We start from the raw sequence: 13,825 nt of genomic DNA on the forward strand, positions 1-13,825 counted from the left end.
GCTTAATGCGGCTTCACTTTTGATACAGATCTAGACGAAATAGCAATGAGCTAATACTCTTTCAAATAAATTATGAATAGTTGAAGCACCTAAATATGTCATCCCGGAATTGAGGAACGAAATATCCGGGATCCAGTTCTAACCGCGTGCGCCTTAGATTCCGTATAAGTTCGTGCCTCACTTTACGGAATGACGAAATTCAGTGACTGAACGGATCAAAACTTCTTTTACGATGTACTAATACTCTTTCACATAAATAATGAATAGTTGAAGCGCCTAAGCACGTCATCCCGGAATTGAGGAACGAAATATCCGGGATCCAGCTCTAACCGTGTGCAACTTAGATTCCATATACGTTCCTCACTTTACGGAATGACGACGTTTGCCGACTGAACTCGTCAAAACTTCTGTGATGTAGTACTAGTTACCCTCCGGTAATTGAAGCCTGATGTCGTGTGATCAGATCATCCATTGAACTATTTGCTCTCTGTTGCGCAAGCTCTAACGTATCTTTATCACTCATCGGTTGAATCACTTCATAGTAACACTTGAGTTTAGGTTCCGTGCCCGAAGGACGAACAATCACACGCGAGCCATCCTCTAAACGGTAGATCAGCACATCACTGGCAGGTAAATCAATCGCTTCTGTTTTACCGTTAGCATAGATTTTCTGCGATGTTTTCAGATCATCAGTAACCACTACGCGCCGACCGGCAATGTCAACCAGCGGATTATTACGTAATGCATCACCGACTGCCGGCGCAGTGGGATCCAGCGCGATACTCTTCTGCGCATTCAGGTATAAACCGTGTTCACGGTAAATAGCTTCCAGCTGATCCCACACCGTTTTACCATTTGCGGCGAGCTCTGCGGTTAACTGAGCAAACGCGACCAAGGCCGATAAACCATCTTTATCCCAGACTTCGCTGCCAACGGTATAACCGAGCGCCTCTTCATATGCGAACAAGAACCGACTCTCTTGTGTCTGGCGCTGCATCGCGATATTTGTCAGCCATTTAAAACCTGTTAGCGTCTGAAAATAATTGGCTCCGGCAGATTTGGCAATTTGTTCTAATAAGCTGGAAGAAACAATCGTTGAACCGACCAGGTTCTGTCCGGCTTCGGCATGATTCAGCAAGTAATGTCCAAACAAGACACCTACCTGATCGCCTGTCAGCATCTGGTATTCGCCATCTTCTTTACGCACAGCCACGGCAAAGCGATCGGCATCAGGATCGTTTGCACACGCCAGTGTCGCATTATGCTGTTTGGCTTCTGCTATCACCATGTCCATCGCCCCCGCCTCTTCCGGATTCGGGAAATTAACGGTTGGAAAAGTCCCATCCGGCTCACGCTGGGCTGCGACACTATATACCTGGTTAAAACCGGCATCTTTCAGCAAGCATTCAGCCATATTCGCTCCAACCCCGTGCATCGCGGTGTACGCCAGGCTGATCCCATCCGGCTGAGTATGATTTGAAAGCAGCGCATTGGTATTCATCGTTTTACGATAGGTCTGATAAAAATCATCATCAAGCCACACTAACAAACCTTGCTGCTGTGCCTGTTCCAAATCCATCAGGTGAAGGTTTTGCTTCGATGCTTCATCAATTTGTGCCGCTATACCTGAATCATGTGGCGGAATAATTTGTGCGCCATTGCCCCAGTACACTTTAAAACCATTGTAAGCTGGCGGATTGTGGCTCGCGGTTACCACCACGCCTGCCGCCGTACCTATATGGGTCACTCCATAAGCCACTAAGGGTGTTGGGGATACCTTAACCGTTAGGTATACTTTCATCCCCAGCCCTGTCAGAGCGGCAGCAGTATCATGGGCAAACTGTTTCGAGTCCGGACGTCCGTCATAGCCGATAACAACACCTCGAAATGCGGCATCTTTTTCAGTTGCGAGCAAATACTGGCCTAAGCCAGCTGCAGTCTCTTGAATCACCAGTCGGTTCATCCGGTTTGGGCCAGCCCCCACCAAGCCACGCAAACCTGCCGTACCAAATTCCAAACGGCTAGCAAATCGGGCAGATAATTCCTCTGTCTTATTCGAATCAATGAGTTGCTGTAGTTCTTCACGTGTTTTCGGGTCAGGGTCTCGCGCTAACCAACGAGCAATTTCTGTATTCATTGTTAATATTCCTACTACGTTGTCTTCTCTCAATCCGCTGCAATAACATTTAAACGCTCTAGTGCGCTTGAACTGTTCTACCTGATGAGGCCCAATGGTGAAACTTTCACCAGATAAATGATTGGTATCATTGAAAACCAAAGCAATAAATCAAGTATAGAAGCAATCACAAAACACTCTGGCTATATCTTGCATGGCTCGTAACTGGCTAAATTTTAGTCGCAGTTAGTAATGGGGCGTGTTGAGGGGAAGTTTGAGTGGGTATCTAACCAGCACTGGCCAGTAATCGTCATCATTAGATATCGGTTATCCAAGCTTCAAACCACGCTGTTGAATCGGGGAATGACACCATTTCAAAGCGACTTATTAAGTCTCAATTTGCCAGCGCCTCGCACGGCGTTACTTACAAATAACAGGGTCGATATCATGAGGAAACAGATAAAAGGCTCCTATCTACAACGATGTTTTTTTTCTTTACGATAGCGTTCTACCGCTACCAGCGCTTTGGCAGACGACCATTTTTTCTTTAAGCGAAACTAAGCTCTGCTGTAATTTGGAACGCAATACGCTGCTCTGTTCACACGAGTCCATGACTCAAAGATTCAAACTGAACAAAATTGCTGTCATCTTTAAAAGTCACCCAAGCTACTTTGTTCGAGAAATCCTGATGAAGTCACATAAATACAACGAGTTAAATAAAAATATAGTCTAATATATTATCTACACATGGAAAATAAAGTGGGCACAAATGAACAGAATCACAAATCAGATCACTATTTTGTTTATTGCTTGCCTCATGGGTATTGCATATTTTAGTTTCAATCTGTTCATGCTAGGAAATGATCTAAAAGACCTTTATAACTACAAGAGAATTTTTGTTTGTGCAATTCTTATTATTCTTAGTTTCATGGTTTTTGGGCAAATCTCTTTTCGAGAAAATCTAATCGCACAATTTAAGACAATGAAGTCAACTGCTGCGATCCTACTTGTTGTACTGTTTTTTTCTGCGGCCATTGCAAATTCATTTGGCTTTTATTTTTACCGAGCCCAAACCGATTATTTTTACTTCATTGGTTTAGTATTATTTACAACCACAATATCTGTTGTTTGTTATGAAAATCGAAGTCGTATTTTTGTTTACTTTTCAATTTTCAGTTACCTACTCTTCTTATCCGTACTTGTAGGTCATTGGCTGATAGTATTTTGGGGAAATCAAACTTCAAATTTCGCTATCATCGGCTTCTTCAATCCAAGAATGCTAAATCAAGTTCAAGCCTGGATAATTATTCCTGTATTTTATTTAGCTGTGATAGCAAGATATCAATCGAAGTCATCTTTATTAAGTACATTACCTGCTGCACTGAATTTTTCGATTATTGTCGCTCTTGATGGCAGAGGGGTGGCGATTAGTAGTATTTCTGCGATTTTACTCTGGGCCTGGTTTGATAAACCGCTACGAAAAACCATTCTATTTGTATTGATATATTCACTATTTATTGGTTTCTTTGTCAAGTATATCTTCCTTTCCCCCTTACCAGAGTATCTATATCTTGGAATAGTACCGGAGTCTTGGATAGACATTCGGACAACACCATCAGGTCGCTTAGCCATTTGGATGGAAGCGTTACAAATGACATCTTTTTGGGGACATGGTGGTGATGCCTATGCATGTAACGCAACTTTGTCTGACCTGCCACACAACTCCATACTGCTCATACTCGTTAATTGGGGAGTTATCGCAGCAATTAGTTATATAATGCTGCTACTCTACTGCCTAAAAACTGTCTATTTTACAAAGCATCGTATAGTTAGAGTAACTGGGCTATCTGTCTTATCTGGTTTTGCTTATAGCCTAGTATCAGCTGTTATTTACTCTCCTCTTAGCCAACTCATAGGAGCAATATCTATTGCATTTTTTTGGGCAGCATGTAACCACTTTACAACTAAATCAATAACCGATGATGTATCAATTAACTCTAGGAGAAAACATATACTACTTAAGTTTTGCTCTATTATGCTTGTTGGATTAGTCGGCTATAAGGTCTATCTCCGTATTGACAATAACCATTATCGAGATATGCCTATGGATAGCCCACAATTTTGGCTAGGACAAAATTGTATTGATGAAGAGCCCCGTCTACTACTTGAGAAAAGATAATCCAGTAGAAATATTCTGGTCAATTACTTATTACAAAGCAATTTTCTTGAACATTCTAACACTTAACTTAATTTCTTTCGAAAATTAAGTGCTTGCTTTTTAAGATTCCTTTCTCCATACGGAATTGTTTTACCTCTTTGCTAAGCGCCAATAGCTCAATTTTTCATCTAAACTAACTGGGGAGTTTTCTTACTCTTTAAACTGCTGTTTCCATCTATAGAGAAGTCGGAGATAAAGTCTAGAGCTTCTTCTTTGAATTCTTTGATATACGTTTGTACTGTAAGCGGCGAATTAAACCCACATTCCCATATCACTAGATCTCGTTCATAGTTTTCTCAACAACAAAGGAGGAACTATGAACCAACCTGAAAAACGGCAATATTGGGCGAGCGTCATTGAAAAACAAACAATAAGCGGGCTTTCTATTCCTGCTTTTTGCAAGGTAAACGACCTTAGCTATCCGACCTTTCATTACTGGCTGAAGAAGCTAACAGAACAAAACGACGAAGCGCAACACGTGCACTCCATTGTAATGAATGATGATATAGGCACTGATACTGTCGCTTTGCATCTCCCTAATGGTATTAAGGCGGAACTGCCTGCGAACCTAACCCAAGCACAAATTAAAACCTGGTTGCAGGTACTGCAATGATCCCCAGCGGCGCTATTTATCTCGTCTCAGGCGTTACAGATATGCGCAAGTCTATCGATGGCCTCTCAATCATTGTCGCTGATGTACTGGAGATGGATCCGCTCAGTGAAGCATGGTTTATTTTCTGTAATCGTGGGCGTGACAAACTCAAAATCTTGTTTTGGGATACAAACGGGTTCTGGCTCTATTATCGTCGCTTGGAAAAGGGGCGGTTTAAATGGCCAAAACCGAATTACGCCGGCCATATTCAACTCTCTCGACAGCAGCTCAACTGGTTGCTATCAGGCTTGGCCATTGAAAACCCCAAGGCACACCAACCAATAATCGGCAGACAAGTGAGGTGATCGTCACTGATCGCCTCATTGCTGTTGAGTGATCTTTTAAAGCTGGCATTCTATCATCACCAACTGAAATAAGTGTGACGCAAAATGGCTGAACTTCCTGATGATGTAGAACAACTGAAAGCCATGTTGCTACAGCTTCAGCAAGAAAAACAAGCGCAGGCTGAAGAAATCATTGAGCTAAAAAGCACCGTTCAACTGCTCACGGAACAACTCAACCTGAGCAAATCCAAACGCTTTGCTTCTCAAAGTGAGAAGCTCCCAAAAGGCACCTTCAATGAGGCGGAGCAACAAAACAAACCCGCCCCCAAACACCACAAAAAGGGCCGGAAGCCACTTCCTGATACGCTCGAGCGCGAAACACGTGTTCATACCCTGAATGCACCACACTGTGACTGCTGCGGTGGAGCGATGCATGAATGTGGCACTGAGACTTCAGAAGAATTAAAGATCATTCCACAAAAGGTTAGCGTGATCCGTCACGAGCGGACAAAATATGCCTGTCGATGCTGTGAGAAAACACTGTTACATAGCCAGATTATTACCGCGCCTAAACCCGCCAGCATGATACCGAAAAGTATCGCCAGTCCCGAAACCTTGGCCGCTGTGGCAACTGCCAAATATGTCGATGCACTGCCACTCTATCGTCAGGTCGATATCCTTAAACGTGCCGATATCGATATCAGCCGAGGAACACTCGCCAACTGGTGCGTACAGCTCGGTGCCAAAGTGAATGTGTTGGTCGATGCAATGAAGCAGCATCTACTGAATGAATCGCTTGTCTGTGCCGACGAAACCACCGTTCAGGTACTTGATGAACCCGAGCGGGCAGCAACAAGCAAGTCGTATATGTGGGTTTATCGCAGTGGCAAGTTCGCACCAAGTCCAGTGGTTATCTATGATTACCAACCGAGTCGAGCGCAAACTTGTCCAAAAGGCTTTCTTGGTGATTACTCTGGCTACTTATTGTGTGATGGCTATAAAGCTTACGAAGGGCTAAAGCAAGTCACCTTAGCAGGCTGCATGGCCCACGCCAGACGTAAGTTCACAGATGCCCAAAAGGCACAACCGAAAGCGAAATCAGGACGTGCCGAAAAAGCTCTGGGGTACATCGGCAAACTGTACGGAGTGGAGAGCCAGAGCAAAACACTGAGTGCAGATAAGCGTCATCAGCATAGACAAGAAAAAGCCAAACCTATCCTGGCTGAGTTCCACACTTGGTTGAAAGAGAACCAAGAAAAAGTGCTACCCAAAAGTCTAATAGGCAAAGCAATCAACTACACGCTTAACCAGTGGGATAAACTGACCACTTACCTTGAAGATGGCAATATTAGCATTGACAACAATGTGACAGAGCGAGATATCAGGCCGTTCACTACCGGCCGAAAAAACTGGTTGTTCTCAAAATCAGTAGCTGGCGCAGAGGCGAGCGCGAACTTATATAGCATCGTAATGACATGCAGAGCAAACGACATCAATCCTTACTACTACTTCTTGCAGCTGTTCCGAGAGCTGCCAACGAGAGTACCTGGCGCTGACCTATCAGATTTACTGCCGTGGAATGTTAACTTTAGTGAGGCTGAATAAGGCCTCACTGGTTAACTGCGCGCTTACTTTGTACTGACGCTTAGTATTCATACTCATCTCTATTGATATCATATTATCTGCAATCAAAGTGTACAGAACGATAAACTGGCTCACTTTCCTCCCGGCAATGTCATAATTTTGACTTAAAATTATCATATAAAAACAATCAGATAGACGAAAAATAAAATTGATAACAAATTTCTACTAGTACTTTCTTCATATTAAACTAGTTTTAAATAAGTAACACACCACTTTAATTAGTTTTAAAGTGATAACACACAACGGACGACCTTAATAAACAGATCGGGAGTAACAAAGTATGCATAACTTAAAGCAGTATTTAATTAATTTTTGCCGTGACGAAGAAGGCTTGACTACGGTGGAATATGCCATTGCCGGTGCATTAGTCGCTTTGGGAGTCGTCACAGCATTTACTCAGTTGGGTGATGCCGTTGGGACAACCATTGGCCAATTGGAAATCGCGGTAGAATCACGCCCAGCCACATCCTAATCTAATACACAAAGGATTGATTATGAGCCTAGTTGTTATTGGTATCATTATCTATGCAGCACTCAATGATCTCAGAGACTGCAAAATCCCCAATAAAGCAGTCATTGCAATAATCACGATTGGATTAGTGCAATCAGCAATGACAACAATTGGGGTAGGCTCAATTCAATCCATTACACTATCAGATGCCCTATTGGGGTTCGGTGTAGGGCTTCTGATTTCCATCCTGCTTCATATTGCAGGTTTATTTGGTGCGGGTGATGCAAAACTATTGGCGGCATTAGGTGCCATTGTGGGTTACCCGAATATTATTTTGCTCATTGCAATGGCTGTCTTAACAGCTGGGAGTCTCGCTGTTTTACGGCTGGCATGTTACGGCGAGCTTATTAATTTATTTAAGCGATGGCGAGATTTATTAGTTTATCGCACCTATCAGCCGCCTCAGCCAAATTCGGTGGCTAGCAGTGCCGTTCCTATGGGGGGGGCAATACTGCTTGCAACAATTTATTGTGAGTTTTATTTGTTTTAACCGCATTTTTTACTATTTGTTATAACAGCACTTTTTGACACAGGCTAGAGGGGTTAACATGCTCAATTCTGCATCATCAGTATTGCTCAAGGCTGAAGATAAAAGCGAACCCAATGTACTGAGCGAGTTAGTACCAAAACCTCGCACGCTTGAACAAACCGGAATCCCTGCTCGAATTCTGGAAACGCTGCTGCTGAAACATTTATCTCAGGCTACGGATTTAGATGTTCAATCACTATCTCACTCACTTGCTTTGTCAGGTAATCTTGTTGACTTACTCCTGCAAAAAATGAAGGCAGAAGCGCTGGTTGAAGTCCGATCTGATGGCAGATTCGAGCGCGGAATGCGCTATGGCTTAACTCAAAAAGGCAGGCAGTTTGCGCAACATGAACTCCAGCGCGATGGCTATCTTGGCCCGGTACCTATTCCGCTTGAACAATACAAAGAATTAGTAGTACGCCAGTCTTCAAAACATGAAGCGATCACCCCCGATTCACTTAAAGCAGGATTGAGTGATCTGATTTTACCCGAGAAGCTAGTCGCACAACTAGGGCCGGCCCTGAATTCCGGCAGAGCGATTTTCATTTATGGTCTTCCAGGTACAGGTAAAACGTATGTGTCTCGCCGCCTGGTCAGACTATTTAAATCTAATGTACTCATTCCTTATGCTGTTTGTATTGGCCACCAGGTACTACAAGTATTTGATCCGATTATTCATGAGATGGTCGAGCCCCCTGTTAGCCAAAGCTTAAAAAAAGAAGGTTTGAACACCAAAAGCTTGCGACTCGATGATGGCCATGACAACAGATTAGTGCTTTGCAAAAGACCCGAGGTGGTTGTGGGTGGTGAGCTGACAGCAGAAATGCTTGAAGTATCTATGGATCCCACCCACAAAATTAATCGTGCGCCTCTGCAAATGAAAGCCAATAACGGCATTTTGTTGATTGACGACTTAGGCCGCCAGAAAATATCTGTTGACGCTATTCTGAACCGTTGGATTGTGCCTCTGGAAGAACGAATTGATTACCTTTCTATGGCATCAGGGGAGCATTTTGATATTCCTTTTGAGCAAGTGCTCGTTTTTTCATCAAACTTCCATCCTAGTCGACTCGCTGATGATGCCTTCTTACGTCGTATTGGCTATAAAATCGAATTTGAGCCTATTTCACAGGATGATTACCATTACCTCTGGCGGCAAGAATGTAGCAAGCACGGCCTTTCCCTCGTAAAGGATTGTCTTACCCTCGTTGTTAATAAGTTGCATATAGAAAACGGGGTGCCTTTCTTACCATGTTACCCACGAGACCTGGTATTGATGTGCAGTAATCAAATCGATTTCTTTCAACTTGCACCACAAATAGACCAAAAGCTGATTGAAGGTGTCTGGAACTGTTATTTCGTCGATCAAGTCGACCCAGAATAACCATGAATGACCACAAGTAAAGCAGGAGAAACTCATGGCTAAAGGAAAAGTATTATTAATGTTATTTATTTCCATTTTAATGGGAACGGGTGCATTACTACTGGCCAATAACTGGCTACAGCAAAAGCAGGCCAATTTATCTGCCGAAAACCAAGCGGAGCAAATACAGCCTGTCCAACCGATTATTAAGGAAGAGCCCAAAATTGCCCGGGTAACCGCGCAACAAAATATTCCTTTAGGTACGACAATTGAAGCAAAACACTTGCAAATTGAATACTTCCCTGCTGATCTTGTGTCAAAAACCGGATTCGAACAGCCGGAACAAGTGATTGGTAAACTTGCCCGAAATGAAATGTTTCAAGGTGATATTCTCCGTAAAGAACGGTTAGTTTCACCCGGTGAAGGAACAACATTAGCAGCATTGATCGCACCTAAGATGCGCGCTGTTACCATTCGGGTTAACGATGTAATTGGGGTAGCTGGTTTCCTTTTACCCGGCGATTTCGTGGACGTTATTTATGTAAAAGAAAAAGCAAACAGAGCAACAACCGTTCTCAAAAAAATCAAAATACTGGCTGTTGACCAAACCGCACGAACCGATGAATCCAAACCGATCATAGTGCGTGCTGTCACACTGGAACTCACACCAAAACAAGTTGAATCCCTAATTACATCAAAGTCAAAAGGGCAGCTACAGCTAGCTTTACGAAACCCTAACGATCCGGAAGAAAAACCTAAGCGAGTATATCGCCGAACAACAGATGCCGTCACGGTCATAAAGGGAACTCACACAAGTCGTGTCAATGTACGCATCTAACTACAGGGAGTTGATGACATGGATAGACCACTTACAAGCAAGTTTGATTTCAGCCGATTGATATCAATTCTTATCCTATTGTTAGGGCTTGGCATTAGTTCCAATACATTTGCAGCAAGAACGGAAAGTATCACCGTTCCGCAAAATAAATCTCGCCTCGTCGAAATTCCTGGGCGAGCCAAGAAAATATCTGTTGGTAACCCCACTGTCGCAGATATCTTAATTCTGCGATCCAATAAGATTTATGTGTTAGGCAAAGCGCTGGGTACAACCAACGTCATTATCTGGGATTCGAAAGATCGCCTGATTAGCGTGTTAGATGTCGAAGTCACCCATGACCTGAATGCATTGAAAACCAAACTTTATGAGTTCATGCCGAGTGAGAAAGTCTCTGTATATTCCAGTCAAAATAAGCTGGTACTTAGTGGGGAAGTGTCAAGTGCTGCCAAAGTTGATACTGCAGTTCAGATTGCCAATACTTTCTCAAGTAATGAGGCTGGGATTATTAACCTGATGACCGTAGGCGGTTCACACCAGATCATGCTCGAAGTGACCGTCGCAGAAGTTAGGCGCACCTTAGTACGTGAGTTTGATTCAAATTTCGTATTCGCTCGTAATAGTGGCAACTGGACTTGGGGCGGGGCAAATGGCGGAGTTGGAGTTGACCCGACGAGTGGCGATTTTCTAACAGGACTGAATATTGAAGATACCGGTCTGTTTGCCAGTTTCATGACGGGGAATACCTTATTTGCCACTGCACTCAATATTGCCAAGACAAATGGCTTAGCAAAGGTGCTGGCAGAGCCGACATTAACCGCACTCAGCGGTGAGCAAGCCGAGTTCTTATCCGGTGGCGAGTTCCCGATTCCCGTTCCAAATGAAGATGGTATCACCGTTGAATTTAAAGAGTTTGGTGTCGGTTTGAAATTTATCCCGACAGTAATGTCTGCAGACAGCATTAATCTGGCTCTCAATATCGAAGTGAGTGAGGTCACAACGGAAAATGCAACGGCTATTTCGACTATTGGAACAAGTTCGCAGTTTTTTGTTCCCTCGCTAAAAAAACGAAGTGTCAAAACAACCGTTGAATTAGGCAACGGTCAGACAATCGGCATCGCGGGATTACTGAGTGAAAATATTTCCGATGCCGTCGATAAGTTACCCGGCCTTGGTGATCTGCCAGTGATTGGCCAACTGTTCCGCAGTCAGCAGTTTCAGAAAGGGGAAACCGAACTCGTTATTCTTGTCACGCCTCGATTGGCCAAGCCTGTAAGACAACAAGATATCACCTTACCAACCGACAGTTTTGTTGAACCCAATGACTGGGAATTCTACCTGCTAGGCCGCATGAGTGAACTGAAACATGAAGGGGCTTCCGGCAACAATTTCTCTCAGGACTCAGCAACCTCTACATACAATATTTCACCAGATGCTGGCTCTGAAGGTCAATTTGGTCATAGCTTATAGAGGGACTTTGAAAATGAAAAAAACAATCGTGCTCCTGCTTGTCAGCTCTTTTACTGTCACTGCTTGTGCTGATGGAATGAAACTAGGTGATAGCCAGAACCAGTTAGTTCGAATGCAAACGGTCGATCCTTTGGCTGAAAACAGAGTCCCTGAAAACTCGCCTCCTTTCAGTGGCGAAAAAGCAAGTAAGGCTATTCGTTCTCATCATAAGGGTACTGATGCAGAGAAAGTGAAAACGAAAGATCTTCTTCCTAATTAACGATAGCAATAAGTCGTGACCCAACATTAAGAGGCAGAGGTACAGAATGACTACAAAACAACGCATTACCTCATCATACCGCTCACAACAAGGTGTTGTGGCTGTTTTCGCCACGATAGCAATGGCAGTGTTGATCGGTGCCGGTGCTCTGGCTCTTGATGTTGGCAACCTAATTTTATCAAAAGGGAAATTACAAAACCTGGCCGATTCTGCCGCACTCAGTGCGGCAAATGCGATCAATATGGGAGGCGACCACACTGCCGCGATAACCTCGGGTAACCAGACCATCAATGATAACCTTGCATTGAATGGTTATAACTCTTTGACTGTTGATAGCAGCAGTGTCAGCTATGATTTTTCAGAAACACTACCCTTTAATCCTGCTACCAGTACTGCCACCTCCACCTATGTCAGAGTACGTATTGAAAACGTCGATATCCCTGACTTTTTAGTCTCGATATTCGATATTGATTTGGGTGTACGTGCATCCGCCGTTTCAGGACCAAGTACCAATGTGATAAAAACGTGTAACATTGTTCCCCTTAGTATTTGCCAGGGACCAATCCCAAAGACTATCCCGGATAGCGATGGCGATGGCGAGCCGGATCCAAACCCGGATTACAACATATCAGGCTATGCGTCTGATAAAGTTCACGTCCTTAAAGCCGCGTCATCACAAGACTCCGATATCGGCGCTGGCGATTTTATGCCGATGGCACTAACCGATGCCGATGGCAATACCATTTCAGGTGCTAAATCCTATCAAGAGGCACTTGCCGGCAGCTTTGACGCATGCATGAATGTTGTCGAAGGTGAACCCATTACCAGTGAGCCAGGTAACATGGTTGGACCGACAAGAGGCATAGATACTCGTTTTAAAGACTATGAAGGGAATCTAGACACTGATATTTACCCTCCCGATGTAGACTCCTATTTCAACCTAAATAAATTGGTGAAAGTCACCACTGTTGAAGAGCCAGATCCAGAAATTGAAGGTGCCGTGGTCACTTCTTATCAACCAACCCTAACTGGTGAAATACCAGATGATGAAATTAGCACCTCAATTCGAGATCAAATATACAATTACGATCTATACGAAACTAAGACTGAAGCCATTTATAAAGAAACTTTTGAAACCATTGAACAAGGTGGCATGGAATCATGTATCGGTAACGCGAGCTGTCAACTGAGTGGATTTTATCGCCGTGTACTCGCCGTTCCAGTTCTTGATTGTGGCAAAATTGAAAAAAATGGCGGCAGAATGGACATTCCTCTCGTAGGGGTCGGGTGCTTTTTCATAATACAACCCTCAAGTTTAACTTCTCACGTTGATAGCTCAGGCGGTCAAGGACAGGATTCATGGATCGTCGGTGAATTTATCGATGAATGCCGTGTTAAGACGGGGAATCCCGGTTACATGCCACGTGACGACGGTCTCTATAGAATCGTGTTGTTCAAAGACCCGGATAGCGGGGACTCATGATGAAACCAACCAAGCACATGAAAGGATTAGCAATGGTTGAATTCACCATTATTCTGCCGATTTTGCTTTTTCTTCTGTTCTCTATTCTGGAGTTAGGTCGTGCCTTTTTTCTTTACACTGAATTAGAAAAATTGAGCCGTGACAGTACCCGCTATCTGGCACATGTAATTGGCGGTGGCACAGGTTCCTATGCCTTAACGCAAGACCTGATCGATAAAACAAGTAATTTAGCCGTTTATGGCAATGCAAGTGGAGGGAGCGACACGCTCCTTCCATCCTTATCGATTGATCAAGTATCCGTCACACTGTATGGCAATCATGTACTGGTTGAAATTACCTATCCTTTTCAACCTGTACTCAGTCAATTACCTGATTTCTTTTCGGGAGATGCTATATCCCTTAATTTCAACATGACATCAAGCTATACCATGAGAGTGCAGTAATGAAGCATGAGGGGACGG

13 protein-coding genes are annotated in these 13,825 nt (G+C 43.7%); 12 read left to right on the top strand and 1 reads right to left on the bottom strand.

Annotation, left to right across the window (positions count from 1 at the left end; all coding sequences use genetic code 11):
• Positions 1-424: 424 nt before the first annotated feature.
• Positions 425-2,137: a phospho-sugar mutase gene (locus L4D76_RS14910; RefSeq protein ID WP_428441683.1), complete on the bottom strand. Its 1,713-nt coding sequence runs from the start codon at positions 2,135-2,137 to the stop codon at positions 425-427.
• Positions 2,138-2,885: 748 nt separating this feature from the next.
• Between L4D76_RS14910 and L4D76_RS14915 the strand changes: the two genes are divergently transcribed.
• The 12 genes from L4D76_RS14915 (at position 2,886) to L4D76_RS14970 (ending at position 13,807) form a co-directional block, all read left to right on the top strand.
• Positions 2,886-4,295, top strand: coding sequence for an O-antigen ligase family protein (locus L4D76_RS14915; protein ID WP_428441684.1), 1,410 nt, complete (start codon positions 2,886-2,888; stop codon positions 4,293-4,295).
• Between the two features lie 355 nt (positions 4,296-4,650).
• Positions 4,651-4,947 carry an IS66 family insertion sequence element accessory protein TnpA gene (gene tnpA, locus L4D76_RS14920; protein ID WP_428441685.1) on the top strand — a complete coding sequence of 99 codons (297 nt, stop codon included), beginning with the start codon at positions 4,651-4,653 and terminating at the stop codon, positions 4,945-4,947.
• On the top strand, positions 4,944-5,291 hold the full coding sequence (gene tnpB / locus L4D76_RS14925; RefSeq protein ID WP_428441686.1) for an IS66 family insertion sequence element accessory protein TnpB: 348 nt from the start codon (positions 4,944-4,946) through the stop codon (positions 5,289-5,291). Before tnpA ends, tnpB begins: the two co-directional genes overlap by 4 nt.
• A gap of 84 nt (positions 5,292-5,375) precedes the next feature.
• Entirely contained in the window at positions 5,376-6,875 is a 1,500-nt protein-coding gene (gene tnpC, locus L4D76_RS14930; protein WP_428441687.1) for an IS66 family transposase, read from the top strand.
• A 319-nt stretch (positions 6,876-7,194) separates the two neighbouring features.
• Positions 7,195-7,386 carry a Flp family type IVb pilin gene (locus L4D76_RS14935; protein WP_428441688.1) on the top strand — a complete coding sequence of 64 codons (192 nt, stop codon included), beginning with the start codon at positions 7,195-7,197 and terminating at the stop codon, positions 7,384-7,386.
• Between the two features lie 22 nt (positions 7,387-7,408).
• Entirely contained in the window at positions 7,409-7,915 is a 507-nt protein-coding gene (locus L4D76_RS14940) for an A24 family peptidase (protein WP_428441689.1), read from the top strand.
• 58 nt (positions 7,916-7,973) lie between these two features.
• Complete coding sequence (locus L4D76_RS14945) at positions 7,974-9,338, top strand: DUF8689 domain-containing protein (protein ID WP_428441690.1); 1,365 nt, start codon at positions 7,974-7,976, stop codon at positions 9,336-9,338.
• 34 nt (positions 9,339-9,372) lie between these two features.
• The gene (gene cpaB / locus L4D76_RS14950; RefSeq protein WP_428441691.1) at positions 9,373-10,155 is read left to right on the top strand and encodes a Flp pilus assembly protein CpaB; all 783 of its coding nucleotides are present in this window, start codon (positions 9,373-9,375) and stop codon (positions 10,153-10,155) included.
• A gap of 18 nt (positions 10,156-10,173) precedes the next feature.
• On the top strand, positions 10,174-11,622 hold the full coding sequence (locus tag L4D76_RS14955) for a type II and III secretion system protein family protein (protein WP_428441692.1): 1,449 nt from the start codon (positions 10,174-10,176) through the stop codon (positions 11,620-11,622).
• 13 nt (positions 11,623-11,635) lie between these two features.
• Positions 11,636-11,881: a hypothetical protein gene (locus tag L4D76_RS14960; protein ID WP_428441693.1), complete on the top strand. Its 246-nt coding sequence runs from the start codon at positions 11,636-11,638 to the stop codon at positions 11,879-11,881.
• A 46-nt stretch (positions 11,882-11,927) separates the two neighbouring features.
• Positions 11,928-13,364, top strand: coding sequence for a pilus assembly protein TadG-related protein (locus tag L4D76_RS14965; RefSeq protein ID WP_428441694.1), 1,437 nt, complete (start codon positions 11,928-11,930; stop codon positions 13,362-13,364).
• Positions 13,361-13,807, top strand: a complete 447-nt coding sequence (locus L4D76_RS14970; protein WP_428441695.1) for a TadE/TadG family type IV pilus assembly protein — start codon at positions 13,361-13,363, stop codon at positions 13,805-13,807. Before L4D76_RS14965 ends, L4D76_RS14970 begins: the two co-directional genes overlap by 4 nt.
• Positions 13,808-13,825 lie beyond the last annotated feature (18 nt).

The sequence above is a fragment of the Photobacterium sagamiensis genome, from assembly GCF_050337085.1.
GTDB classification, from domain to species: Bacteria; Pseudomonadota; Gammaproteobacteria; order Enterobacterales; family Vibrionaceae; genus Photobacterium; species Photobacterium sagamiensis.